At 60.7% G+C, this 25,099-nt stretch carries 29 protein-coding genes and 1 pseudogene; 17 read left to right on the plus strand and 13 right to left on the minus strand.

Features of this window, described 5'->3' with window-relative positions; all coding sequences use genetic code 11:
* Positions 1–124: 124 nt before the first annotated feature.
* A complete protein-coding gene (locus FEE99_RS23190) occupies positions 125–406 on the plus strand; it encodes a hypothetical protein (protein WP_041478482.1) in 282 nt (93 codons plus the stop codon).
* Here FEE99_RS23190 and FEE99_RS23195 read toward each other — a convergent pair whose 3' ends face one another.
* The gene (locus FEE99_RS23195; protein WP_041478481.1) at positions 407–976 is read right to left on the minus strand and encodes a TetR/AcrR family transcriptional regulator; all 570 of its coding nucleotides are present in this window, start codon (positions 974–976) and stop codon (positions 407–409) included.
* A 91-nt stretch (positions 977–1,067) separates the two neighbouring features.
* Between FEE99_RS23195 and FEE99_RS23200 the strand changes: the two genes are divergently transcribed.
* Positions 1,068–1,796, plus strand: coding sequence for an SDR family oxidoreductase (locus FEE99_RS23200; protein ID WP_041478480.1), 729 nt, complete (start codon positions 1,068–1,070; stop codon positions 1,794–1,796).
* Between the two features lie 41 nt (positions 1,797–1,837).
* Positions 1,838–2,434, plus strand: coding sequence for a 2-hydroxychromene-2-carboxylate isomerase (locus tag FEE99_RS23205; protein WP_041478502.1), 597 nt, complete (start codon positions 1,838–1,840; stop codon positions 2,432–2,434).
* 44 nt (positions 2,435–2,478) lie between these two features.
* Here FEE99_RS23205 and FEE99_RS23210 read toward each other — a convergent pair whose 3' ends face one another.
* The 5 genes from FEE99_RS23210 to FEE99_RS23230 all read right to left on the minus strand — a co-directional run bounded on the left by FEE99_RS23210 (position 2,479) and on the right by FEE99_RS23230 (position 7,177).
* On the minus strand, positions 2,479–4,287 hold the full coding sequence (locus FEE99_RS23210; protein WP_041478479.1) for an aminopeptidase P family protein: 1,809 nt from the start codon (positions 4,285–4,287) through the stop codon (positions 2,479–2,481).
* Positions 4,288–4,355: 68 nt separating this feature from the next.
* Positions 4,356–5,522 (minus strand): aminotransferase class V-fold PLP-dependent enzyme, encoded by a 1,167-nt coding sequence (locus tag FEE99_RS23215; protein ID WP_041478478.1) that lies wholly within the window; start codon positions 5,520–5,522, stop codon positions 4,356–4,358.
* Between the two features lie 205 nt (positions 5,523–5,727).
* Complete coding sequence (locus FEE99_RS23220; protein WP_041478477.1) at positions 5,728–6,342, minus strand: LysE family translocator; 615 nt, start codon at positions 6,340–6,342, stop codon at positions 5,728–5,730.
* Between the two features lie 101 nt (positions 6,343–6,443).
* Entirely contained in the window at positions 6,444–6,713 is a 270-nt protein-coding gene (locus FEE99_RS23225; RefSeq protein ID WP_016770723.1) for a hypothetical protein, read from the minus strand.
* Positions 6,714–6,814: 101 nt separating this feature from the next.
* Complete coding sequence (locus FEE99_RS23230) at positions 6,815–7,177, minus strand: antibiotic biosynthesis monooxygenase (RefSeq protein WP_041478476.1); 363 nt, start codon at positions 7,175–7,177, stop codon at positions 6,815–6,817.
* A 93-nt stretch (positions 7,178–7,270) separates the two neighbouring features.
* Between FEE99_RS23230 and soxR the strand changes: the two genes are divergently transcribed.
* The 10 genes from soxR (at position 7,271) to FEE99_RS23280 (ending at position 14,770) form a co-directional block, all read left to right on the plus strand.
* On the plus strand, positions 7,271–7,723 hold the full coding sequence (soxR, locus tag FEE99_RS23235; RefSeq protein ID WP_041478475.1) for a redox-sensitive transcriptional activator SoxR: 453 nt from the start codon (positions 7,271–7,273) through the stop codon (positions 7,721–7,723).
* 110 nt (positions 7,724–7,833) lie between these two features.
* Complete coding sequence (locus tag FEE99_RS23240) at positions 7,834–8,292, plus strand: VOC family protein (RefSeq protein WP_041478474.1); 459 nt, start codon at positions 7,834–7,836, stop codon at positions 8,290–8,292.
* Positions 8,293–8,506: 214 nt separating this feature from the next.
* Positions 8,507–9,706, plus strand: coding sequence for a PepSY-associated TM helix domain-containing protein (locus tag FEE99_RS23245; protein WP_041478473.1), 1,200 nt, complete (start codon positions 8,507–8,509; stop codon positions 9,704–9,706).
* Positions 9,703–10,245 (plus strand): hypothetical protein, encoded by a 543-nt coding sequence (locus tag FEE99_RS23250; RefSeq protein WP_041478472.1) that lies wholly within the window; start codon positions 9,703–9,705, stop codon positions 10,243–10,245. The genes FEE99_RS23245 and FEE99_RS23250 overlap by 4 nt, the downstream gene beginning before the upstream one ends.
* A complete protein-coding gene (locus FEE99_RS23255) occupies positions 10,242–10,580 on the plus strand; it encodes a hypothetical protein (protein WP_064361226.1) in 339 nt (112 codons plus the stop codon). Before FEE99_RS23250 ends, FEE99_RS23255 begins: the two co-directional genes overlap by 4 nt.
* Positions 10,577–11,152 carry a DUF6162 family protein gene (locus tag FEE99_RS23260; RefSeq protein WP_041478470.1) on the plus strand — a complete coding sequence of 192 codons (576 nt, stop codon included), beginning with the start codon at positions 10,577–10,579 and terminating at the stop codon, positions 11,150–11,152. The genes FEE99_RS23255 and FEE99_RS23260 overlap by 4 nt, the downstream gene beginning before the upstream one ends.
* Positions 11,153–11,187: 35 nt before the next feature.
* Positions 11,188–12,117 carry a metal ABC transporter substrate-binding protein gene (locus tag FEE99_RS23265; protein WP_016770804.1) on the plus strand — a complete coding sequence of 310 codons (930 nt, stop codon included), beginning with the start codon at positions 11,188–11,190 and terminating at the stop codon, positions 12,115–12,117.
* Positions 12,114–12,965 carry a metal ABC transporter ATP-binding protein gene (locus tag FEE99_RS23270; RefSeq protein WP_041478469.1) on the plus strand — a complete coding sequence of 284 codons (852 nt, stop codon included), beginning with the start codon at positions 12,114–12,116 and terminating at the stop codon, positions 12,963–12,965. Before FEE99_RS23265 ends, FEE99_RS23270 begins: the two co-directional genes overlap by 4 nt.
* Positions 12,965–13,864 (plus strand): metal ABC transporter permease, encoded by a 900-nt coding sequence (locus FEE99_RS23275; RefSeq protein ID WP_143979065.1) that lies wholly within the window; start codon positions 12,965–12,967, stop codon positions 13,862–13,864. The genes FEE99_RS23270 and FEE99_RS23275 overlap by 1 nt, the downstream gene beginning before the upstream one ends.
* Positions 13,865–14,770 (plus strand): metal ABC transporter substrate-binding protein, encoded by a 906-nt coding sequence (locus tag FEE99_RS23280; protein ID WP_041478468.1) that lies wholly within the window; start codon positions 13,865–13,867, stop codon positions 14,768–14,770.
* A gap of 198 nt (positions 14,771–14,968) precedes the next feature.
* On the opposite strand, the gene FEE99_RS23285 is transcribed toward FEE99_RS23280, so the two are convergent.
* From FEE99_RS23285 to FEE99_RS23295, 3 genes are all read right to left on the minus strand, one after another.
* Positions 14,969–15,193: an MbtH family protein gene (locus FEE99_RS23285; protein WP_041478467.1), complete on the minus strand. Its 225-nt coding sequence runs from the start codon at positions 15,191–15,193 to the stop codon at positions 14,969–14,971.
* Positions 15,194–15,275: 82 nt separating this feature from the next.
* Complete coding sequence (locus FEE99_RS23290; protein ID WP_041478466.1) at positions 15,276–16,688, minus strand: aspartate aminotransferase family protein; 1,413 nt, start codon at positions 16,686–16,688, stop codon at positions 15,276–15,278.
* 142 nt (positions 16,689–16,830) lie between these two features.
* Entirely contained in the window at positions 16,831–17,316 is a 486-nt protein-coding gene (locus tag FEE99_RS23295; RefSeq protein WP_041478465.1) for a GNAT family N-acetyltransferase, read from the minus strand.
* A gap of 110 nt (positions 17,317–17,426) precedes the next feature.
* Here FEE99_RS23295 and FEE99_RS23300 point away from each other — a divergent pair.
* Positions 17,427–17,516, plus strand: a pseudogene (locus tag FEE99_RS23300) (metal ABC transporter ATP-binding protein); the annotation flags it as partial.
* Positions 17,517–17,532: 16 nt separating this feature from the next.
* On the opposite strand, the gene FEE99_RS23305 reads toward FEE99_RS23300, so the two are convergent.
* Both FEE99_RS23305 and FEE99_RS23310 read right to left on the minus strand, forming a co-directional pair.
* Complete coding sequence (locus FEE99_RS23305) at positions 17,533–18,858, minus strand: ATP-binding protein (protein ID WP_041478464.1); 1,326 nt, start codon at positions 18,856–18,858, stop codon at positions 17,533–17,535.
* The gene (locus tag FEE99_RS23310) at positions 18,855–19,535 is read right to left on the minus strand and encodes a response regulator (RefSeq protein WP_039759813.1); all 681 of its coding nucleotides are present in this window, start codon (positions 19,533–19,535) and stop codon (positions 18,855–18,857) included. The genes FEE99_RS23305 and FEE99_RS23310 overlap by 4 nt, the downstream gene beginning before the upstream one ends.
* Before the next feature lie 155 nt (positions 19,536–19,690).
* Here FEE99_RS23310 and dsbD point away from each other — a divergent pair, with 155 nt between their 5' ends.
* Genes dsbD through dsbG form a run of 3 tightly spaced genes read left to right on the plus strand, consistent with a single transcriptional unit; the run spans position 19,691 to position 23,051 of the window.
* Positions 19,691–21,424, plus strand: coding sequence for a protein-disulfide reductase DsbD (gene dsbD / locus FEE99_RS23315; protein ID WP_041478463.1), 1,734 nt, complete (start codon positions 19,691–19,693; stop codon positions 21,422–21,424).
* Positions 21,424–22,305 (plus strand): TlpA disulfide reductase family protein, encoded by an 882-nt coding sequence (locus FEE99_RS23320; RefSeq protein WP_041478462.1) that lies wholly within the window; start codon positions 21,424–21,426, stop codon positions 22,303–22,305. Before dsbD ends, FEE99_RS23320 begins: the two co-directional genes overlap by 1 nt.
* Complete coding sequence (gene dsbG / locus FEE99_RS23325) at positions 22,281–23,051, plus strand: thiol:disulfide interchange protein DsbG (RefSeq protein ID WP_041478461.1); 771 nt, start codon at positions 22,281–22,283, stop codon at positions 23,049–23,051. Before FEE99_RS23320 ends, dsbG begins: the two co-directional genes overlap by 25 nt.
* A 30-nt stretch (positions 23,052–23,081) precedes the next feature.
* Here the strand turns inward: dsbG and FEE99_RS23330 are convergent, their stop codons facing one another.
* Positions 23,082–24,110: a ParB/Srx family N-terminal domain-containing protein gene (locus FEE99_RS23330; protein ID WP_041478460.1), complete on the minus strand. Its 1,029-nt coding sequence runs from the start codon at positions 24,108–24,110 to the stop codon at positions 23,082–23,084.
* A 153-nt stretch (positions 24,111–24,263) separates the two neighbouring features.
* The gene (locus tag FEE99_RS23335) at positions 24,264–25,076 is read right to left on the minus strand and encodes an alpha/beta fold hydrolase (protein ID WP_041478459.1); all 813 of its coding nucleotides are present in this window, start codon (positions 25,074–25,076) and stop codon (positions 24,264–24,266) included.
* Positions 25,077–25,099 lie beyond the last annotated feature (23 nt).

The following is a 25,099-nucleotide window of genomic DNA, read 5'->3' on the forward strand; positions in this document are numbered from 1 at the left end:
ATGTTTAGCTGCGTAACCCATCGCCAGGCATGGATTTTTTCGCAAAGGACGGCACCACGCTGCAAACGCGAGCGAATACAGGCAGACCCGAGCACCAGACTCGCGGCCGCTATTAAGGATGGTAATGAAACGAATTTTGCTAATGATCGCCCTGCTGGCGATCGCGAGTTGCGCGGCGACTTCGGAAACCCAGGTCAAACGCGGCAAGAAAGGACTGCACATCAACTGTTCCGGTCTTTCATCCTCATGGGACAAGTGCTACACCAGCGCAGCCAACTCCTGCGCTCCCAAGGGCTACAAGGTAATCGCCAAATCCGGGGATGCCGTCGAGGAACCTGGCGATTATCCGTTCGGCCTGAACCCCGCCGGTTATACCAGCCGCAGCATGATCGTCATCTGCAAATAACTACACGGCTCGTGGCGAAGCGAGCTGACGCGTGATTTCCTCGTGACTCGAGCGCAACACCGTACGCTGCACGTCCGGTGTTGCCAGCATTCGCGCGACCACCAACGCACCCACACATTGCGACAGCACCGACCAGGCCAGACTCTCGCTTTCCAGTATCTCGGCCCAGCCCTGCTGAAGGCGGCAGATCCATTCTTCAGCCTGCTCACGCACCTGCATATCGGCACGGGCAACCTCTGCGCCCAATGTCGGCAGCGCGCAACCGGACTCTGGTTGCTCGACGTGGGCCATGCTCAGGTACTGCTTCAGACAACGCTCCAGCCGCTGCCGATCTGCACCGCCCTGGCCACCAAGGCGTTCAAGACTTTCACTCAACTCTCGCTCGACGATGGCGGCGAACAACGCATCCTTGGACGAAAAGTGGCTGTAGAACGCGGCGCCACTCAAACCGATGGCTTTCATCAGGCCATCCACGCCCACCGTGGAAAACCCCGATTTCTTCGCCGACAGCGCGCTGCTTTGCAGCAATCGTTCGCGGGTTTCCGATTTGTGTCCGGCCGAATAACGCATGTCCTCTCCTGAAATAGCTCGCCTTGACGCTGCCCGAATCCTAGCATAACGTTCGTTAACTAAACGATCGTTAACCCAAAGGGATTCACCCATGAATAACAAGAAGGTCGTGTTGGTTGTCGGCGCTGGTGATGCCACGGGCGGGGCGATTGCCAAGCGCTTTGCCAGTGAGGGGTTTATAGCCTGTGTGACCCGGCGCAGCGCCGACAAATTGCAGCCTCTGGTTGACGCAATCATCGCTGAGGGCGGTGAGGCCCATGGTTTTGCCTGCGATGCGCGCAAGGAAGAAGACGTCATCGCCTTGATCGAAGACATCGAAACCCGCGTCGGCCCGATTGAGGCCTTTGTCTTCAACATCGGCGCCAACGTACCGTGCAGTATTCTCGAAGAAACCGCGCGCAAATATTTCAAGATCTGGGAGATGGCCTGCTTCTCCGGCTTTCTCAATGCCCGTGAAGTCGCCAAGCGCATGGTAACTCGGCAGCGCGGCACGATTCTGTTCACTGGTGCCACGGCCGGGCTGCGCGGAGCTTCTGGATTTGCCGCTTTCGCTGGAGCCAAACATGGCATCCGCGCACTGGCGCAAAGCATGGCGAGAGAGTTGGGGCCGATGAACATTCATGTCGCCCACGTCGTGGTTGATGGTGCGATCGATACCGACTTCATCCGCAACAGCTTTCCCGAGAAATACGCGACCAAGGATCAGGACGGCATTCTCGATCCAGAGCACATCGCCGAAAACTATTGGTTTCTGCACAGTCAGCCACGGGATGCCTGGACCTTTGAGCTGGACCTGCGCCCATGGAACGAACGCTGGTAAGCCCTCCCACCTCATTACAACAATAAGAGAGCAATTTGATCATGACGAAAACCGTGGAATTCTATTTCGACCTCGGCAGCCCCACCACCTATTTGGCACACACCCAGCTAGCGAAGATCTGCGCCGATACCCAGAGTGAACTGATCTACATCCCGATGCTGTTGGGTGGCGTGTTCAAAGCCACCGGCAACGCTTCGCCGGCAATGATTCCGGCCAAGGGCCGCTACATGTTTCAGGACCTCGATCGCTTCGCCAAACGCTACGGCGTCCAGCTCAGATTCAATCCGCACTTTCCAATCAACACACTGATATTGATGCGTGCCGTCACTGGCATGCAGATGCACCAGCCGCAGCGTTTCGCCGAGTTCGTCGACTGCCTGTTCAGGGCGCTTTGGGTAGAAGGTCGTAACGTCAACGATCCGCAAACCATTGGCGCCGTGCTGACTGAAAACGGCTTCGATCCCCAAGAGATAATCGCGCTGACCAACGATGAATCAGTCAAAGCAGCACTCAAGGAAAACACCGAAGCCGCCATCAAGCGCGGCGTTTTCGGCGCCCCCAGCATGTTTATCGGCGATCAGTTGTTCTTCGGTCAGGATCGACTCGACTTCGTGGAAGAGGCATTGCGCCAGGACTGAAGCCAAGCCCCAAGGCACCGCGAGCGGCGCCTTGGGTAAATCGATCAAATGGCCACAGTGCGCTCGTTCAACCAGCTCAACGCCCCGCCATCCAGCAATGGACTGAGTCGCTCACGCACTTCGCGGTGGTAGTCGTTCAGCCACTGCTTTTCTTCGTGGGTCAGCAGGCCAGCAATCAGGCAGCGGGTATCGATCGGGCACAGCGTCAGGGTTTCGAACTTGAGGAAGTCGCCGAATTCGCTGCTGCCGGCCTCACGGTTCATCGCCAGGTTTTCGATGCGCACACCCCAGCGGCCCGGACGATAGGTGCCGGGTTCGATCGAGGTGATCATCCCCGGCTGCATTGCCGTTTGTGGCGCCGGTGCCGCCTGATAGGCAATTACCTGCGGACCTTCGTGAACGTTGAGGAAATAGCCCACGCCGTGACCGGTGCCGTGGCCGTAGTCGACGTTGTCAGCCCAGATCGGCGCACGAGCGATGGCGTCGAGCAGCGGCGACAGAATGCCTTTCGGGAAACGTGCCCGCGACAAGGCAATCACGCCTTTCAGCACGCGCGTGCAATCCTGTTTCTGCTCTTGCGTCGGCGTGCCCACCGGGACCATCCGCGTGATGTCAGTGGTACCGCCGAGGTATTGGCCACCGGAATCGATGAGCAACAGACCATCACCCTCGATCACCGCATGCTCCTCTTCGGTAGCGTGATAGTGCGGCATCGCGCCATTGGCGTTGAACGCGGCAATCGTGTTGAAGCTCAGCGAAACGTAATCGGGACGACGTTCACGGGCAGCGGTAAGTTTCTCGTCGATGGTCAGTTCGGTGATGCGCTCGCGCCCCCACGCCGATTCCAGCCAGGCAAAGAATTCGCACAACGCTGCGCCATCCTGCTCCATCGCTTTACGGATGTGTTGAGCGTCGGCTTCGCTTTTCTGCGATTTGGCCAACGTAGTCGGGTTGAGGCCCTCGACCAGTTTCACGCCACTGTCGAGGTTATCCAGCAACCCCGTGGTCACTCGCGCCGGATCGACCAGCAGGCTCGCGCCACTCGGCACAGACCGCAATGCATCGGCCACTTCGCTGTAATCACGTAGCGTGACGCCATCTTGTTCGAGCACAACGCGCAAATCGGCATCGACCTTGCTCAGCGCCACAAACAGCGTGGCCTGCTGTTGATTGATCAAAGCAAACGAAACAAACACCGGGTTGAAGGAGACATCACCACCGCGCAGGTTGAACAGCCAGGCGATGTCATCCAGGGTGGCGATGAAGTGCCAGTCGGCACCACGTTCTTGCAAGGTTTCGCGCAATTTCGCGAGTTTCTCGCCACGACTGATAGTCGCTTGCGGCGGCAGATGCTGATAGATCGGCGCGTTCGGCAGGCTCGGGCGATCGCGCCAGACTTCCTGCAACAGGTCGATATCGGTACGCAGGCGAGCGCCGCGTGCTTCGAGTTTGCTGCTCAGCGTACGCGCCGACGCCACTGCCATTACCGCGCCGTCGACCGCAACAACGCCGCCCTCAGGGGTTTGTTCGGCCAGCCAGTCCAGCGGGCTCGGCTGCCCCGGTTGCAGTTTGACCAGTTCGATGCCGCTGCCGTTGAGCTCCTTGGTCGCCTGTTCCCAGTAACGACTGTCGGCCCACACGCCAGCGAAATCAGCAGTGACGATCAGCGTACCGACCGAACCGTGGAAACCCGACAACCATTGCCGGCCCTGCCAGTAACCCGGCAGGTATTCCGAAAGATGCGGGTCGGCGGACGGCACCAGCAGCGCGTGGATGCCTTCGCGGCGCATCAGTTCACGGGTATGCGCCAGGCGCTGAGGCACCGATCCTTCGGTCAAGGTGTGGGAACTCATCATGTCTCCTGCTAATCGCGTCATCGTTATTGTTCGTAGCCTTCGCGGCCATGGAAAGCGTCTGCTGTTTAGAGCCCTGTCGCCCAGAATGCCGGAGCACTGGCGCAGGCGGTTGTGATCAGGTCAACGGCCTTGTCGACATCCTCGACTTTGGTAAACCGCCCGAGACTCAAGCGAATGGTGCGCCCCGCAAGCCGCGCATCGTGTCCGAGCGCGAGCAGCACGTGGGACGGCGCATTGCTTGCGGAATTACACGCCGACGTCGCGGAAAACGCGATCGAATTGCTCAATGCGGCGCTGTTGAACTCGCCCTCGCTGAAGGTCAGGCTCAGGGTGTGCGGAATACGTTGCGAGGCACTGCCATTGAGGCGCACGCCTGGCAACTTCAAAAGCTGTTCGAGCAAGCGTTCGCGCAAAGCGATGATGGATTTTTTCTCTTCATCGAATGCGTCGGCGGCCAGCGCGAATGCGGCGCCCATACCGGCAATCTGATGAGTCGCCAGGGTCCCGGAGCGCAGGCCACCTTCATGACCACCACCGTGAATCTGCGCCTGCAAGCGTTGCTGCGCCTGCGGGCCGACATACAAAGCGCCGATGCCCTTGGGGCCGTAGAGTTTGTGTGCGGAAAACGACATCAGATCCACCGGCCAGCGGCTCAGATCGATCGCGACCTTGCCGGCGCCCTGCGCAGCATCGACATGAAACAACGCCTGCCGACTGCGCGCCACTTCGCCAATCGCCTCGACATCATTGAGCGTGCCCAACTCGTTGTTGACCAGCATCAGCGAGACCAGAAAGGTGTCATCACGCATCGCTTCGCTGACCGCTTGCGGCGTGATCAAGCCTTGGGCGTCCGGTACCAGATAGGTCACGGCAATGCCTGAGTCCTGCAATTGCCGAGCAGTGTCGAGAATGGCCTTGTGTTCGATCTGACTGGTAATGATGTGCCCGCCGGAAATGCCACGGGCCTGAGCGACGCCTTTGAGGGCGAGGTTGTTGGATTCGGTGGCACCGGAGGTCCAGACAATCTGCTCAGGCTGCGCGCCGACCAGATCGGCAACTTGCCGGCGCGCCTGCTCGACCGTCTGCCGGGCCTGCTGGCCGAAAGCGTGGGAGCTGGACGCCGGGTTACCAAAGTTACCGTGAAAACCCAGACACTCGATCATCACCTGGATGACCCGCTCGTCCACCGGGGTGGTGGCGGCGTAATCGAAATACAACGGACGTGTGTTCATAAAGGACTCGCAGAGCGTGTTCCGGGATCAGGAGGCTCGTGTCTGCAAACGACAATGCACAGCCTCGTGAGCTGTGCATGGGTTCGAGAGCGTCATCAATACCTGATCGGATGCCGTTAAAGAAGTAGGGCTTCATTTAAAAGTGCGTAGGAACGCTCCTGAAACCGAGCTTAACAGGCATCGGGCCGGCGATTGAAGCAATGCGTCAGTGAAAGCTTTCGAGAAGTAACGGATACAGCGAGATCACCAACAGCGCTGCCATGCCCCAATTGAACACGCGCAACCAGCGCGGATCTTTCAGCACATTGCGCAACAGAGTGCCGCACGCCGCCCACAGGCCGACACTGGGCAGATTGATGATGGCGAACACCGCCGCGATGATCACGACGTTATAGAAATAACCCTGCATCGGCGTGTACGTGCTGATGGCACCGATTGCCATGATCCACGCCTTGGGATTGACCCACTGGAACGCCGCGGCGCCCAGATAGCTGATCGGTTTCGCCTCGCCGTCGACACTGTCGCCGACCGGGCCGGAGTGGGCGATCTTCCACGCCAGATACAACAAATACGCCGCGCCGACATAACGCAGCACCGTATACAGAATCGGGTAGGCCTGAAACACCGCGCCAAGGCCGAAGCCCACCGCTACCACCAACAGGAAGAAGCCGCAGCTGATGCCGAGCATGTGTGGAATGGTGCGGTTGAAACCGAAATTCACTCCGGACGCCAGCAACATGGTGTTGTTCGGCCCCGGTGTGATCGAGGTGACAAGGGCAAACAGGGCAAAGGCCAACAGCAGATCAAGCGAGAGGTTCATCGAGGCAGTCCATCCAGGGTCATTCAGCTGTTGACCCTATCCCACACGGCCCGGCAAACCCACGGACAGTTAGGGAAAACTTCAAGCAGTACAGTTTGCTTTCAGCTTGGACGACCGTGCAGCTGTATGGCACGTTCGGCGCTCATCTCACCCTGTTGATCGAAGCCGAAAGTTTTCTGCGGCTGGCCGAGCAATTGGGCTTTTTTCGCGTGGTATTCGTCGAACGACAAACCGCTGCGGTTCAGGGCCTCCAGCGCCAGCTCGCGGGATTCTTCAGCGGTATAGGGACGCAGCTCTGGCGAAACATGGCCAGCACAACCGGCGAGTACGGAAACAGCGAGCATCAGCGAAACAGTCAGTAAACGGTTCATGGGAGCGTCCTGGCGAGCAATGTGGGGTCGATGGAGAAAGGCTACGCCCGGGCACGCTCGCGCAGAAATCAACGCTCTCAATAGTGGCTATCAGGTTGGCACTAATACTGGCTGACCGGCAGACGGCAGTGCAGCGCATCGTCGTGGCTGCGGGCAATGCTGCTGTGCACCTGGAACGAGTTGAAGGTCACGGTTTTCGCCCGATGCGTACGGATCAACTGCCAGAAATCCTCTTCGCCGCGTTCGAAACTGCGAAATGCCGCCTCCCCCGCTTCGCGACTTTGCCACTGCAAAAAGCTCAACACGCGGCGGCCGTCGTCGCTGGCTTGCACGCTGGCGCTGAGAAATCCGTCGTAACGCAGAGCCAGACCCTCGGTCTGCGTCGCCAGTGCCGAGACCAGCGCCGCTTGCTGGCGGGGTTCGATTTCGAATTCGATCAATTGGGTAAAGCTGCGATTGCTCATGGAAAGCCCCCACTCATGTTGAAGCGAGCCTTGCGACCCGAAGAGCTGCAGGGTAAAACCTCTAGTTAAGTCAAGGTCAAGGGCATTTTCAGCATGATCAGCAAAGACCAGGTGCACAAGCCTCTCACCGTGGGTGAGGTTGCGGCGCGCAGTGGCGTCGCGGTCACGGCGCTGCATTTTTATGAAGCCAAAGGGTTGATCAAAAGTGAACGCAATGCCGGCAACCAGCGACGCTATCCGCGTTCCGTCCTGCGCCGGGTGGCGTTGATCAAAGTCGCGCAACGGCTGGGGATACCACTGGCGGAAATCGGCGAAGCGCTGAAGATCCTGCCGCAGGATCGCGCGCCATCGGCGGCGGACTGGAAAATGCTGTCTGAACAATGGCAGCGCGAGCTCGACGAGCGAATCAGGCAATTGACGCTGATGCGCGATCAGCTCACCGGGTGCATCGGCTGCGGCTGTCTGTCCATGGAGGCGTGCCCATTGCGCAATAAAGGCGACATGCTCGGTGACCGAGGCCCAGGCCCGCACTTTCGCGATGAGTGATGACGCTGCTCGTCGGCGAACAAGTTGCGCAGCAAGGACGGTTCTATAGTGATTGCTCCGGGCAAATCCGGTGAAACCACGTCTGTAAAAACAAAAACAGGGAGAACGTCATGAGCGTCAAACCCATTCCCGAGGGGTATCACAGCATTACCCCGTATCTCGGCATCCAACAGGCCGCCGAGGCCATCGAGTTCTACAAGAAAGCCTTCAATGCCAGCGAAGTCATGCGCCTGACCATGCCCGACGGCACCATCGGCCATGCCGAGCTGCGCATCGGCGACAGCGCGATCATGCTTGGCACGCCTTGCGATCAGGGGCCGCTGAGCAATCCGCAGCAGGCAGTGTCGATCGGCTTGCACCTGTACGTCACCGATGTCGACCAAGCCTTTCAACAAGCGCTGGATGCAGGGGCGCAAAGCGTCTCCGAGGTCAAAGACCAGTTTTACGGTGATCGCAGCGGCACGCTGAGAGATCCGTTCGGCCATCTGTGGTTTCTCGCCACGCACAAAGAGGATCTGAGCGAAGAGCAGATTCGCCAGCGGGCGATGGAGATGTTTAACCAAGGTTGAGGGTTTTTTACCTCGGATCAACCGGCAAAAATACACTGCCGATGTAATTGCGAAACATTTACTTTCATATCCGCTTTCGGGATTTTCTTCGCTCATCCGTCTTATAGGAATGCAGGCCGTTCGCGTAGGCAAAAGCCACGAACGGCCTCCCGGGGAGTTCCGTGCTGCGAAGCCCGTAGCCCGGCCCCTTCCACCGCAATCAAGACGCGCAATCATGTCGAAGAAATCCCGTTCCAAACTGTGGTTCCTGGTGCATAGCTGGCTGGCGTTGCCGATCTGGTTCTTTGTGTTGATCGTCTGTGTCACCGGCACGCTGGCGGTGGTCAGCCAGGAGATTGTCTGGCTGGCCAACCCGCAAATGCGCGCCAGTCAGCCGTCGGACGACGCGCCGCGACTGAGCTACGACCAGATCCTCGCCGCGATCAAACAGGCCGAGCCGCAAACCCTGGTGCAGAGCATCAATCGTCCGGACGAGTCGCACTTTGCCCTCGATGTCGAAGTCAGCTACCCCGACGGGCGCTCGTTGACGGTCTATGTCAATCCGTACACGGGGGTCATTCAGGGCACCGCGCCGGCGTTCGATTTCAAGGCGTTCACCCGCGCCCTGCACGGCTGGTGGCTGGTGCCGTTCACCAACGGCTACAGCTGGGGCTGGTATCTGGTGTCATTGCTCGGCGTGCCGATGCTGGTGTCGCTGATTACCGGGCTGGTGGTCTACAAGCGCTTCTGGAAAGGTTTTCTGCGCCCGACCCTGCGCGTACGCCATGGTGCGCGGATCTTCTGGGGCGACTTCCATCGCCTGTGCGGGATCTGGTCGATCTGGTTCATTGCGGTGATCTCCATCACCGGCATCTGGTTCCTGATCAAAGCGATCCTGTTCGATAACCAGATTTCCATTTCCAGCGAGCCGATCATCCCGGCGATGTCCCGCGAAAGTGTGCCGATCTCGGCCGCCGGCACCCCGCCGCCGCGTATCAGCCTGGACCGCGCCATCGAAATCGCCCAGCAGAAGATTCCGGGGCTGGAAGCCAGTTACGTCAACCTGCCGGGCAATGCCTACTCACACATGAGCGTCAGCGGCCGTGGCTGGTATCCGCTGATGTACCAGACCGCGACTCTCAACCCGTATAACGGCGAAATGGCTTCCTCACGCTTGCTGTCCGATCGGTCCTCGCTGGAATTCGTCACCGAATCCATGCGCCCGCTGCACACCGGTGACTTCGGTGGAATCTGGATCAAGTTGATCTGGTTCTTCTTCGGTCTGTTGCTGAGCATGATGATCCTCAGCGGCCTGCTGATCTGGACCAAGCGCACCGCGCTGGCCACCGCCAATGCGCTGAAACGCGAGGACAAGAAAAACCGCGTCACCGCCCAACCGGCGCTGCGCCGTGAAACTTCGGAGGCGAGCCTGTGAACAAAGCCATCTCGGTCACGCCGCCGTCGCGCCTGTCGCGTTTCTGGCACAAGTGGCGCTTCCATATCAATGTTCTGCTGTTGCTGATCCCGCTGGGCTTCATGCCGAAATACTTTGCCGATGCTTCGCTGTTTCGCGGCGACAGCGGCCTGGGCCAGCGTGAAATAGGCACGGTTCAGGTCGGCCCGTGGAGCCTGCGTCTGGCCGAGTTACGCGAAGAGGCGCCGCACCTGAGCGGCCCGGCCGGCTACATGAAGGATTTCACTGCCGCCGTCTGCGACAGCTGTGTCGAACAGGTCAAGGCCACTTACTTGCGCATCGGTAAACCGCGCAGCCTGCGTGCCGCCGGCACGATCTTCTTCGGTACCCCTTACCGCATGGGCACGCAGATGCCGATCCCGGCAAAGACCAAACCTGACGCCGAGCTGTGGATCACCATGGAAGGCTGGGACGGCAGCATGCACCAGGCCGCGATTCCCCTGAGCCAAGCCTCCCCCGCCACGGTTGCGTGGCTGAACAAACAAGGAGCCAAACCATGACTCGCTCACCCCTTCATACCCGTTTGCTCGCCAGCGCCGCGCTACTGCTGAGCGCCGGTTTCAGCGCCAGCGCCCTGGCGCACAACCCGATGTGCGAATGCAAAGCCATCGATGCCGAACAGATCAAATGCACCGGCGGTTTCTCCGATGGCAGCGGCGCGCCGGGGGTGACCCTTGATGTGATCGGCTACGACGAAACCATTCTGGTGCCGGGCAAACTGGGCGAAGACTCGACCCTGACGTTCAAGAAGCCCGGCAGCGAGTTCTATGTGCTGTTCGACGCTGGCCCCGGCCACGTTGTGGAAATCGACCAGGCGGATATCGAAGCCCCATGAGTACCCCGACAACTCAAGTGGTACGCCCGGCCGGCGCCGGTCATGAAACCCTCAATGTGCTGCTGTTGTGCCTGCTGATCCTCGCGGTCGCCGGCTCGGTGGTGGCGTGGCGCGGGGTTTCCCATGAACCGGAGCCGGTCGCCAGCAACCAGTACGACGCCCGCCGCGATCTCAGCGCCGCCGAGCAAGGCATCTATGCCGACCTGCGCGTGACCCTCGACGAAATCCGCTTGTTGCGCGAAGAGCAACAAGCCCTGCCGACGCCACAAATGCTCGCCGAAGAAGGCTTTGCGCCGTTCGCGCAGGATGCCAGTTCGCTCAGCCGTGGCGGTCACGCATGGCAGATGTTCGCCGATCGTGCCTATTTCGGTCGGAGTGCGACGCCTGATGTCGCCGGTTCGTTTTTGATGCGTGTCGGCACTGACGCCAACGCGGCGCCGGACATCTGGCTGAACCGCAGCGCCGACCTCGCGCCTGCGGAGGATCTGTCCGACGCGGCGCTGTCCGCCGCTGGCTGGAAACAGATCGTCGCGCAATTCGATGCCGGGGTTACCCGCGAACATCGCCATTGATTCCTCGCCTTTATCCGAGAGAAGACTGCTTGCCCATGTCCATTTCATCTCCTCGCCGTCCATTGTTACGCCTGTTTCTGCTTGGCCTGTGCGCCTGCCTGTTGAGCCCATTGGCCAGCGCCGAGCAAGGCAAACGCCTGCGCATCGGCATCACTCTGCATCCGTATTACAGCTACGTCGCCAACATCGTCGGCGACAAGGCCGAAGTAGTGCCGCTGATTCCCGCCGGCTTCAATCCGCACGCCTACGAGCCTCGAGCTGAAGACATCAAGCGCATCAGCGGGCTGGACGTGATCGTGCTCAATGGCGTCGGCCATGACGACTTCGCTGACCGGATGATCGCCGCCAGTGAAACACCCAACGTAAAAACCATCGAAGCCAACGAGAACGTGCCGCTGCTGGCGGCCACCGGTGTCGCTGCGCGCGGCGCCGGCAAAGTGGTCAATCCGCACACGTTCCTGTCGATCAGCGCCTCCATCGCCCAGGTCAACAATATCGCCCGCGAGCTGGGCAAGATCGATCCGGACAACGCCAAGATCTACACGCAAAACGCGCGCGCCTATGGCAAACGCCTGCGGCAGATGCGCGCTGACGCTTTGGCCAAACTGACACAGGCACCCAACGCCGAACTGCGCGTGGCCACGGTGCACGCGGCTTACGACTATCTGTTGCGTGAGTTCGGTCTGGAAGTGACGGCCGTGGTCGAGCCCGCCCACGGCATCGAGCCAAGCCCAAGTCAGCTGAAAAAAACCATCGACCAGCTGCGCGAGCTCGACGTCAAAGTGATTTTCTCCGAGATGGATTTCCCCTCCAGCTACGTCGACACCATCCAGCGTGAATCCGGGGTGAAGCTGTACCCGCTGTCACACATTTCCTACGGCGAATACACCGCCGACAAGTACGAGAAGGAAATGACCGGCAACCTCAACACCGTAGTTCGGGCGATTCAGGAGTCGGGGGCATGACTTCGAAAGAAACCCTGATCCCTGACAACACCAATAACCCGGTGGGAGCGAGCCTGCTCGCGAAGGCGCCGGATCAGGCAACATCTTCGTTGAATGACACACCGCATTCGCGAGCAGGCTCGCTCCCACAGGGGATAACCGGGCCGACGCTGGAGTTTGCGGATATCAGCCTGACCTTGGGGCGCACGACGATTCTCGACAAGGTCAGCTTCCAGGTGCAGCCCGGCAGCGTGCATGCGCTGGTCGGCCCCAACGGCGGTGGTAAAAGTTCGCTGATCAAGACGCTGCTCGGGCAGATGCCGCATCAGGGCCAGCTCAGCCTGCACTGGCTCGGCGAGCCCGGCACCATTGGTTACGTCCCGCAGGCGCTGGAGTTCGATCGCGGCTTGCCGATGACCGTCGACGATTTCATGGCCGCCATGTGTCAACGCCGTCCGGCCTTTCTCGGTTTGAGCAAACACTACGCCGGCGCCATCGGCGAGGCGCTGGAACGGGTCGGCATGCAGGACAAGCGCAAGCGGCGCATGGGCGCGCTGTCCGGTGGTGAGCGGCAGCGGGTACTGCTCGCGCAGGGCTTGATCCCGGCACCGCAATTGCTGGTGCTCGACGAGCCGATGTCGGCCCTCGATGAGGCCGGGATTCAGGTGTTCGAACGTCTGCTGACTGACTGGCGCGCGGCGGGTATCACCGTGCTGTGGATCGAGCATGACCTGGAAGCGGTGGGTCGGCTGGCCGATCGGGTTACCGGCCTCAACCGCCGGGTGCTGTTTGACGCCACACCGCAACTGGCGCTGACCCCGGAACGTCTGCTGACGCTGTTTTCCACCCATCCACGGAGCGCGGTCTGATGAGTTACGAAGCCTTTCGGCTTATGGTCCAGGGTTGGGCGTCTTCCGGTTATCTGCCGGAAGCGCTGGCCTACGGCTTTGTCGTTAATGCGCTGCTCGCCGGCCTGCTGATCGGCCCCGTGCTCGGTGGGCTCGGCACGCTGGTGGTGGTCAAGCGCTTCGCGTTCTTTTCCGAAGCAGTCGGCCATGCCGCGTTGACCGGTGTCGCCATCGGCATTCTGCTCGGCGAACCCTACACCGGCCCGTACGGCAGCCTGTTCGGCTACTGCCTGCTGTTCGGCATCCTGCTCAATTACCTGCGCAACCGTACCGGGCTGGCACCGGATACGCTGATCGGCGTGTTTCTCTCGGTGTCGCTGGCACTGGGCGCGAGCCTGCTGCTGATTCTCGCCGGCAAGATCAACGTGCACATTCTGGAAAACGTGCTGTTCGGTTCGGTACTGACCGTCAACGGCAATGATCTGGCGGTGCTGGCCATCGTCGGTTCGCTGGTCATGGCCCTCGCCCTGCCGCTGTACAACCGCATCATGCTCGCCAGTTTCAATCCGCAACTGGCGGCGGTGCGTGGCGTAGCGGTCAAGACCCTGGATTACCTGTTCGTGATTCTGGTGACCCTGATCACCGTCGCCGCCGTGAAGGTGATTGGCGCGATTCTGGTCGGTGCCTTGCTGGTGATTCCGGCGGCAGCGGCGCGCTTGCTTAGCCAGTCGCTCAAAGGATTTTTCTGGTGTTCGGTGCTGATCGCTACCGTCAGTACGCTGTGCGGGATTCTCACGCCGATCGTCTTTGACCTGCCGATTCCGTCCGGCGCTGCGATCATTCTGGTCGCCGGCATCGCTTTCGCCCTCGCCGCCATTGCGCGCGGCGTCGTCCCCAGCCTGAAAGGGAATCTTGGATAAATGGCTTTTTCACTGCGTAACCTGACTCTGGCCATGGCCCTGTGTGGCGTGGTCTGCACCCCGCTGCTAGCTGCTGAAAGCGCGAAACCCTTGCGCGTCCTGGCCTCGTTGCCGATCACCTATGGATTGGGCGAAGCATTGCTCAAGGGTACCGACGTCAACCTCGAACGCGCGGCGCCGGCCAACCTTCCGGGTAGCCGTCAGACTGCGTATTTCACCGGCCGTGGCGCTCCGGCGCTGAGCAAACTGGCCACCGACGCGGACGCAGTGATCGGTCTGCGCTCACTGTGGGCCGATGACCCGCTGTACCCGATCGCGCGGCGCAGCAATATTCGTATCGTCGAGGTCGACGCAGCGCGCCCGGTCGACGGCACCCTGCCCGGCATCGCCGTACAGCCGGGCCTGCAGGTTGATGGCCTGAACAGTCAGCCATGGCTGGCGAGCAACAACATGGGGCGCATGGCCGATGTGATGGCCGCGGACCTGGTGCGCCTGGCACCGAGCGCCAAACCTGCGATCGAAGCCAACCTGGCGGCGTTGAAACAGCGTTTGCTGAAACTCAGCGCGGACACCGAAGCGCGCCTGGCCGAAGCGGACAACCTCAGCGTAATGAGCTTGAGCGATCACTTCGGCTATCTGATTGGCAGCCTCAACCTTGAACTGGCTGGACAGGACGCACGGCCTGATGCCGAGTGGACGCCAGATGAATTGAAGAAGCTGACAGCGACGCTCAAGGACAATGACGTGGCGGTGGTGCTGCACCATCGCCAGCCAGCGGAGCCGGTGAAAGCGGCGATTGCTGAATCCGGCAGCCGTCTGGTGGTGTTGAGTACCGACGCGGCGGATCCGCTGGCGGAGCTGGAGGGGAATGTGGATTTGTTGCTCAAGGGGTTGAGCGGAGCGTAGTCAGGCTGATACCGAGTCATCGTTCATCGCTGGCAAGCCAGCTCCCACAGAGCTTTCGGCGAACACACATTTGTGATCAACCACAATACCTGTGGGAGCTGGCTTGCCAGCGATGAGGCTGTGCAGGCAATACAAATTCAAGACATGAAAAAACCCGCTGACCGTCACTGGTCCAGCGGGTTTTTTATGCCCGGTCGCTTATTGCGCCGCGACTTGCGCATCCATCTTCTGGCGCAGGCTCAACGGACGCATGTCGGTCCAGACTTCTTCGATGTAGGCCAGGCATTCCTTTTTCAGGCCGCTCTTGCCCACGGTGCGCCAGCCTTCCGGCACGGCTTTGTAATCGGGCCAGATCGAGTATTGCTCTTCGTGGTTGACCACGACCTGAAAGAGGATGTCCTCGCGGTCGAATACTGACGTCATGCTGGTTCTCCATCGTTGTAAGGTCGGCTGCACAAAGAATGCAGCCGGGTATGTAGAAAGAACGTTCGCCGCGCGGAAAAATTTACAGCGCGGTGGTGGCAGCGGCCAATGCGCGACCGAAGATCTCGGCCACCCCGTCGACTTCCGCGGCAGTGATCACCAGCGGCGGCAGGAAGCGCACCACTGCGCCATGGCGACCGCCCAGCTCCAGAATCAGGCCACGCTTGAGGCATTCACGCTGAACCAGCGGCGCCAGACGCGCAAACGCTGGCGGATGACCGAGCGCGTCGGGCGCGCCGTTCGGGTCCACCAGTTCGACGCCGAGCATCAGGCCGCGACCACGAATATCGCCCAGTTGCGGGAAGTCGCGTTGCAGGATGTGCAGATGTTCGCTGAGTCGGTCGCCCATGGCGGCGGCGTGCTCGCAAACCTTGTGCTCCACCAGATAGCGCATCACCGCCGAACCGGCGGCCATGGCCATCTGATTGCCACGGAACGTGCCGGCGTGGGCGCCCGGTTGCCAAGTGTCGAGCCAGTCGCGGTACACCACCACCGCCAGCGGCAGGCTGCCGCCGATGGCTTTGGACAGTACAACCACATCCGGAACGATGCCCGCATGTTCAAAGGCAAACATCTTGCCAGTGCGGGCGAACCCGCTCTGGATCTCATCAACGATCAGCGCCACCCCGGCCCTTTCGGTAATTCGGCGCAAGCCACGCAACCACTCGATATCGGCCGGAATCACGCCGCCCTCGCCCTGCACCGCTTCGACGATCACCGCCGCCGGCAATTGCACGCCAGCCTCGGGATCGTTGAGCAGGTTTTCCAGGTAGCTCAGATTGGCGTTGACGCCCGCCGCGCCGCCGAGGCCGAACGGGCAACGGTAATCGTAGGGGAACGGCATGAACTGCACGCCGTTGCTGAGCAAAGCACCGAGTGGCTTTTTCGGCCCCAGGCTGCCCATCAGGCTCAGCGCCCCCTGACTCATGCCGTGATAACCGCCGGAAAATGACAGCACGGTGCTGCGCCCGGTTGCGGTGCGCACCAGTTTCAGCGCGGCTTCCACGGCGTCGGTGCCGGTCGGGCCACAGAACTGGATCTTCGCTTGCGCCGCCAGCTCAGTGGGCAGCAGTCCGAACAGGTCCTGGACGAATTGATCCTTGACCGGCGTGGTCAGGTCGAGGGTGTGCAGCGGCAACTCATCGGCCAGCACTTGCTGAATCGCTTCGATTACCACCGGGTGGTTATGCCCCAGCGCCAGCGTGCCGGCCCCAGCCAGGCAGTCGATGAAGGTACGCCCTTCGACATCCTCGACATACAGGCCCTTGGCACGCTTGAGCGCCAGCGGAATACGCCGAGGATAGCTGCGCGCGTTGGACTCCTGACGACTCTGGCGCGCCAGTAACGGGGATTCGTTGAATTCGTATAACGTTTCTGCCGGCGCCGAGGCGACCCGGGCCGACGACGCTTCGATAAGACTGGTGGCGACTGACATCTCTCGACCCCTCAATTCGCTATGGATAGTGACCAGAACAGCACACCGACAGGTGCGCGTTCCGGTCGCGGGGCGCACTTGCAGGTTTTCCTGTTCTGGAAACGCTTCAGCGCGGTGCGGATTTACACCCTTGATCGAGTTGTCAGGCCGGTGAGGACAAAGGTTTGTGCAGCGGCACGGTTTGCAAGCCGGTGGAGAGGCCGGGTGGCGCTGCCTGTTGGTAACCCAGGTGCCGATAGAACGCCTCGGCGGTGCGGGTGCTGTTGAGGTAAACATGCTGCACACCGCGAATGCGCAACCAACCTTCGAGATTGTGCATCAGCGCCCTGCCGACGCCCCGGCGAAAGGATTCAGGCTGGACGTAACACAGCAGGATTTCGCCACTGACCCGGGCCATGCCGACACCGACCGGTTTGTCTTCGAACGAAGCGATACAGAGATAAAAGTGTGGGTCGGCGAGCCGGCTACTGATGAAATCGGCGGAGGAGTGGTTGAGCCAGTCGCTGAGCAGAAGTGGATGGTTGCGGTGATCGAGTGCACATCCGATACGGATCGAGCGCTCGACAATACGGTTGATGATGCCGGTGTCGGCCAGAGTGGCCGAACGAACGCAGACAGGTGCTTCCATGGCGCAGTTCCCTCAATCCTTTGAGTCAAAGCTGCGTTGACCTTAGCCCCGTCACTGGCGGATGGCGAACGCCGAGAAGTTACATTTGATGTGGAAGAACGTGATCATTTGTGGGAGCGAGCCTGCTCGCGAGAGCGTCAGGCCAGTCAACGTCGATGTTGAATGACTTACCGCATTCGCGAGCAGGCTCGCTCCCACAGGGGATCTGAGGTGAGATCAGAGGGCTTGCAACGGCATGGTCAGTTCGACCCGCAAGCCGTCCGGGCGGCTGTCGAAATGCAGGGCACAATCACAGCGCTGAACAATCGCCTGGACAATCGCCAGCCCCAAGCCGCAACCGGTGCTCTGCCCGTTGCGCCAGAAGCGCTGAGTCAGATGCTGCAAGTCATCCGGCGCAATGCCCGGACCATGGTCGCGCACGACAAAACGCACACGATTGCCGATGCTCTCCAGGCTAACCTCGACCGCACAATCTTCAGACGTGTGGCGCAGGGCGTTGTCGAGCAGGTTGCGCAATGCAGCAATCGCCAGCACCGCAGGCATTTGCAGCGGCGCGGTGGGCAGGTCGTCCGGCACGTGCAGCTTGATCCGCAGCCGCTCACCGCCGGTGGCGTCCTGGATCGCCAGTCTGGCCACTTGCTCGGCGCTGCATTGCGAGCCGTCATCAAACGACAGACTGCCTTCGACCCGCGCCAGTAACAGCAATTGCTCAAGGGTGCGATGCAAGCGATCGGCGCCCTCCTCGGCGCGCGCGAGCGACTGATCGCGGGCGCTGCCGTCGGTCATGCGCGCCACTTGCAGGTGGGTCTTGATCGCCGTCAGCGGACTGCGCAGTTCATGCGCGGCGTCGCCGGTCAGACGACGTTCACGTTCGATGGTCTTGCCGATGCGTTGAAACAACTGATTCTGAGTTTCCAGCAGCGGCTTCAGTTCGCTGGGAAACGCCTGCAACTGCAATGGTTCAAGAGAGTCGGCATTGCGCCGCATCAGCGCCTCGCGCAGACGATTGAGCGGCGCCAGGCCCTGACCGATGCCCAGCCACAGCAGGCACAGACAACCCAGCAAGGCCACGCCGACCGGTACCGAAGCGGCGAGCAGAATCGACATGTTCAAAGCTTCGCGCTCGATCTGCCGATCCGCCGTAGTGATGCGCACATCGCCGCGGGCCAGGGTGAAACTGCGCCACGGGGCGCCGTCGATCATCTGATCGTGGAAGCCCATTTTCTCGGCTTCCAGCGCTTGCTCGGGGTTGTTGTGGCTTCGCGCGAGAATCTCGCCGCGCAATGAGCTGACCTGACAAGCCATGCCACCGGGAATATTCAGCTGTTCTGCGCTGAAATGGGTGCCCTCGCCCTTGCTCGGCAGCGTCGGCAATTGCTCGAGCAAACCGGCGACCATGCGCGCCGAGGCCACCAGACGCTGGTCGAGGGAAAACATCATCTGATTGCGCAGGTCGCTGAGCATCCACGCCGCCGCCAGCGCCCAGATCAGCGCGAACGCCGCGCCAAGCGTCAGGCTCAGGCGCAGTCGCAGACTCATCATTTGCCTTGCTCTGCGCCATCGGCAGGCCCGAGGCGATAGCCCAGACCGCGCACGGTTTCAACGATGCCTTTGCCAAGCTTGCTGCGCAGATGATGGATATGCACGTTCAGCGCGTTGCTTTCCAGTTCGTCGTTAAAGCCGTAGACGCTGTCCTTCAGTTGCTCGGTGGACAGCACCCGGCCGCGATTGTGCAGCAGCGCCTGCAACAGCGACTGCTCACGGCGCGACAGGTCCACCGGTTGCCCGGCCAGACGGGTTTCGCGGCTGCTCGGGTCGTAGGTCAGCGCGCCGTGCTCGATCAGATTGACACTGCGCCCGGCCACGCGGCGCAACAGGGTTTGCAGGCGAGCGAACAGTTCGCGCAGGTCGAAAGGCTTGAGCAGATAGTCGTCGGCGCCGGCCTGCAGACCATCGACACGATCGGTCACCGAGTCACGGGCAGTTAGGATGAGAACCGGAATTTCCAGGCCGCTCTGCCGCAACTGTTGCAGCAACTTGAGGCCATCTTCGTCCGGCAGGCCGAGATCGAGCACCATCACATCGAATTCGGCGACCTTGAGCATCGCCCGCGCCTTGGACGCGGTGTTGACGTGCTCGACGGTCAGACCCTGAGCCGTGAGCCCGGCAACGATGCCGCTGGCAATCAGCTCGTCGTCTTCGCAAACCAGTACGTGCATGGTGAATCCCACAGGAAAAAAGCGGATTAGGCAGTTGGCCGATTAAGCTGACATTATGGCGCCCAACGTCACTGCGACAAGGGCATGGCGGTTAATCATCGGTTAATCGCCGCTGCCCATTGTGCACCTCACTTGCACAGGGACAAGGCTTCTCCATGCGTCATTTTTTTGTTTTGTTTGCGTTACTGATCTCGGGCCTGGCCCAGGCTGGAAACAATCCTTTCGATACGAAACCGGACTTCTTGCCGGTCGACCAAGCGTTCGTGTTGACTTCCGAGCGTCTGGATTCAGGCGAAACCCAGCTGTTCTGGCAGATCACCGACGGCTACTACCTGTATCAGAAACGCCTGAAATTCGATGGACTGGCCGCCGATCAGCAGCCGGTGTTGCCTGAAGGCGAATCCCACAGCGATGAGTTCTTCGGCGAGCAGCCGGTGTACCGCCAAGGGCTTGAAGTGAAAATCCCGGCGGCGGCCAGCGGTCAGATCAAAGTCAGTTATCAGGGCTGCGCCGATGCGGGTCTGTGTTATCCACCGCAAACCCGGGTGATCGATCTGGGCGGCAAAGCCGCAGCAGTAACAGGCGCTGAAGCCCCGGATCAGGCGTTGGCCAGCAGCCTGCAACAACGGGCGCTGGGCTGGAGCTTGCTGGTGTTCTTCGGACTCGGTCTGCTGTTGGCGTTTACCCCGTGTTCGCTGCCGATGCTGCCGATTCTGGCGGGGATGATTGTCGGCAGTGGCGCCACACCACGGCGCGGTTTTGCCTTGGCCTGCAGCTACGTGATCTGCATGGCGCTGGTTTATGCGGCGATGGGCGTAATTGCTGCGCTGCTCGGTGCAAACCTCCAGGCCTGGTTGCAGAATCCCTGGTTGCTCGGTGCATTTGCCGCCATTTTCGTGGTGCTGGCGCTGCCGATGTTCGGCTTCTTCGAGCTGCAACTGCCGGTGGCCCTGCGTGATCGCCTGGAACATGCGTCGCGCAGCCGCAGCGGCGGCAGCCTGATCGGCGCCGGGGTGCTGGGCGCATTGTCCGGTCTGTTGGTCGGGCCGTGCATGACCGCGCCACTGGCCGGCGCGCTGCTGTACATCGCGCAGAGCGGCAACGCGGTGCACGGCGGTCTGATTCTGTTTGCGCTGGGCATCGGCATCGGTGTGCCGCTGTTGCTGCTGGTCACGGTGGGCAACCGATTCCTGCCGAAACCCGGCGCGTGGATGAATCTGCTCAAGGGCATATTTGGCTTCCTCTTTCTTGCCACTGCATTGTTGATGCTGCGCCCGGTACTGGATCCGTCGTTGTGGCTGGGCCTGGGTGGCGCTCTGCTGTTGATCGCCGCTTACAGCGCCTGGAAACAATCCGAAGGTTTTGGCCACGTCGCGCAAATGTTTGGCGCCCTGTCCTTGTTGCTCGGTTTGTGGGGCAGCTTGTTGGTGATCGGTGCGGCGGGTGGCAGCGATGATCCGTATCAGCCATTGCAGGTCTACAGCGCCGGCCCTGTCGCCAGCGCAGCGCCGACGGGCCACGATGCCTTCAGCACAATCAAGGAACCGGCCGTCCTGCAACGTGAACTCGACGCGGCCAAGGCCCAGGGTCAGTGGGTACTGCTCGATTACTACGCCGACTGGTGTGTGTCGTGCAAGGTCATGGAGAAGAAGGTGTTCGGTGAGGCCAAAGTCATGCAGGCCCTGAACGATTTGCGCCTGCTGCGTCTGGACGTGACCGCCGACAACGCTGCGAGCCGCGAGCTGCTCAGCCGTTATAAAGTGCCGGGGCCGCCGACGTTCATCTGGATCGGCGCCGACGGTGAAGAACGCCGCAGCCAGCGCATCACCGGCGAGGTCGATGCCGAGACCTTCCTGCAACGCTGGTCCACCACCAGAGACGCCAACTGATGCTGACGTTCACCCTCGGCACTTTCGCCATCGCGCTCAATCACCTGCTGCTGATCAGTGCTCTGGCACTGGCGACGTTTGTCGGCTGGCGAGTGGCCAAGCGCGGCGGCGAGAACCCCGAGTCAGCGCTGTTCAGCCTGTTTTTGCTGGGCATGCTTGCGGCGCGCATTGCGTTTGTCGCGCTCTATTGGTCGCACTATCGCAATGACCCGTGGCAGATCATCGATCTGCGCGACGGCGGTTTCCTCGCCTGGCCCGGAGTGATCGTTCTGTTGCTGGCGGCGTTGTATCGCGGCTGGCGCCGGCCTGCTTTGCGCCGTCCGCTGGGCTTCGGCGTGGTCAGTGGCGTGGCGTTCTGGCTGCTTGCCACCCTGTCGCTGAATATCTACGAACAGGGCACCCGGCTGCCGGATATTGCCCTGCGCAACGCCGCCGGGGAAAAGATCAAGCTCAGCGACTATCAGGGCGGCCCGCTGGTGATCAACCTGTGGGCGACCTGGTGCCCGCCGTGCCGGCGAGAAATGCCAGTGCTGGAAAACGCCCAGCAACAGCGCCCTGATCTGACGTTCTTGTTCGTCAATCAGGCCGAAAGCATGCAAAGCGTGGCGACGTTCCTGGAAACCCAGGGCCTGAGCCTGAACAACGTGCTGTTCGACCGCGGCGGCCGTCTCGGTCAGGCCGTGGGTTCCATGGCGTTACCGACTACGCTGTTCTATAGCCCGGACGGTCGCCTGCTGACCAGCCATCTCGGTGAACTGTCGAACGCCAGCCTGGCCCGCGCCCTGGAAACCTTCGACACTTCGCCCTCAAGCCCGAATCAGGCCGTTGCCCCGGCCAACTCTGCAAGGAAACTGCCATGCCCCGCCTCCGCCACCTGCTGACGCTGACCCTGGGCACTGCCCTGCTGCACTTGCCGTCGGTGCAGGCTGCTGAAGAACTGCCCGCCGCAATCAAAAAGATCGAAGCCAAGGGCGCGAAAATCGTCGGCCAGTTCGACGCCCCTGATGGCCTGCGCGGGTACGCCGCGCAATACCAGAATCGCGGCATGGCGCTGTACCTGACCCCGGACGGCAAACACGTCGTGGTGGGTAATCTGTACGATGCAGACGGCAAGGACCTGAGCAGCGAGCCGTTGCAGAAACTGGTCTACGCACCGATGTCCAAGGAAGTCTGGGCCAAGTTCGAGGCGAGCAACTGGATTCAGGACGGCAACAAGGATGCACCGCGCACGGTGTACCTGTTCAGCGATCCGAACTGCCCGTACTGCAACATGTTCTGGGAACAGGCGCGACCATGGGTCAAGGCCGGCAAAGTGCAGTTGCGCCACATCATGGTCGGCATCATCCGCGAAGACAGCCCGGGCAAATCAGCCGCGCTGCTGGCGGCGAAAGACCCGGCCAAGGCCCTGCAAGATCATGAGAGCGCCGGTAAGAGCAGCGCCCTCAAGGCTTTGAAAGACATTCCGGTCGCCGTGCAAACCAAACTCGCGGCCAACATGCAGTTGATGGAAGACCTCGAACTGCAAGCCACCCCGGCGATTTTCTATATGGATGACAAAGGTGAACTGCAGCAACAGCAAGGCGCGCCTTCGCCGGATAAGCTGGTGAAGATTCTCGGGCCGAAATAGCCTTTACAAGCACTGGCCGGTGCGGGTCTATCAGTACTCACACCGCTCGATAATGTCCTGCAAGTGCTCGGTGTTTCCCTGTTCCGTGAGAAAGCTTGTCACCTCAGCGCACCACGCTTGGTCTGAAGGAATACCGGCCCAAGCGTGCGTCCCTGCCCAATGCCAGGGACGGTCGTCAAACGTATTGATCAGCGCCTGATTGAATGTGTGAACGTTGAACTTGGGATGTCTCGCGTTCTGCAACATCAACGAACCGAACACGCGCTGTTGCGTTGCTTCGCATGGTTTGACTTGCTGGGCTTTGGTCGAGCTCAGGACAATGAAATCAGGTTTGACACCTTCATCGAGCGCGGCCTGCAGTCTGTAATGTCCATCGATGATCACGTAAGAACACAGTCCGCCCACATACCAGAGCAGGATCGGCGGCAAGCTGCCCTCCCTGGCTTTTTTGCGCCACCATTTGAGGCGACCTGCAAAAGGGTCCACCGTGTGCAGACCGATCAAGTGTCCCAAATCCCAATCAAGCCAATGCACGGTGTGCGGTTGCACGTTGTCGAGAATGCCCTCGCCGCGCGCGTACCAGTTGGGCAGATGGCTGGACGCCTCGGCCGGGGTGGAAAAATACCAGCCATCCGGACCGGCAACGGGTTTGTATCGGCTAACTGCTGGCAATAAAGGGCGCGCCACCCAGTGGCCGGGATAGAGAAAGTCCGCCTGATTGTTCATCAACTGGTTTATGAAATAGCGACACCAGCGCGGGAAGCGCTCTTGGACGGGTAATTCAAAGTGCTCCTGAACGTCAGCCGAAACGATGGGGGGCACGGATGGCGATTCCAGTTGAACGGGCCGCGGATTGCGAACCAGCCAAGCACCGTAATATGAGGTGGCAATGGTCGCCCAGAAGAGTGGGCTTTCATTGAGCATCAACTTCATCCGCCCGTTGTTACCACTTTGCAGATGAAGCGGCGGTTTGCTTGATTTCGGTCGGTTGACCTCAATACTCAACCCAACCCACTTGTCCTCAAGATCCCTGAGGTCACGCCACCAGAACTGTTGCACGTCATTCCCTTATCAAATGCTTTTATAGATGAGTTTCACACTCGTGATTGCATGGTGACCTGAGAGGCCCCTTCGCGAGCAGGCTCGCTCCCACAATGGAATGCGATTAACTGTGGGAGCGAGCCTGCTCGCGAATGAAGCTCACTCGGTGTGTCAGTTGCGCTCGCGGAGAAACGCCAGCAGCGCCTCAGTGACAAACCCGGGATTCTCCAGATTGGAGATATGCCCCGCCTCCGGCACCAGCACACACGGGCAATCAATCAACTCAGCCATTTCCCGGGCTTCCGAGGGTGGCCGTGGTTTGTCCTGATCACCGCACAGCACCAGCGTCGTCGCCGGGTTCAGCTCGCCCAAGCGTGGCAACAGGTCGTTGCGGCCAAACGTGATGCGCCCCATCGGCACGATGCTTTCGCGCAGACGCTCGGGCGAATAGCCCTTCAATTTCGCGCGAAAGTCCTGATACAGCGCCGACTGCGGGTCGATGCCCGGGCGGAAGAAGATTGGCACAACGATGTCGAGCAATTGTTCGGAGATGGTGCCGCTGTCTTCGATCTGCTTGAACAACGAGAAGTAATACTGCCGGGTCGGTTCCGGCTCGACACCGACGTAGGTGTCCATCAGCACCAGACCGTTGAGGCGTTGCGGGGCGGACAGTGCCAGGCGCGCGCCCCACATGCCGCCGACCGAAAGCCCGACGAGGGTGACGCGGTCGATGTCCAGGTGATCGAGCAAGGCCTGCGCCTGTCGGGCGATGTCGTCCAGCGATGTGGTGCTTTCAGGTAACTTGCCGGAATCGCCATGGCCCCACAGATCCAGGGCGATGACGCGATAATGCGGGGTCAGCGCGGCGATCTGCGGCGCCCACATCGCTTGATCCCAGAGATAACTGCCAGCCAGCAACACGGCCGGGCCGGTGCCTTGATCAATGTAGTGCAGTGCTTGTCCGTCAACCGTGAAAAAGGGCATCGACCACCTCCGCGAGAAAAAAC

Origin of the sequence: Pseudomonas sp. ef1 (assembly GCF_007293365.2) — a bacterium.
Taxonomy (GTDB): Bacteria; Pseudomonadota; Gammaproteobacteria; order Pseudomonadales; family Pseudomonadaceae; genus Aquipseudomonas; species Aquipseudomonas siliginis.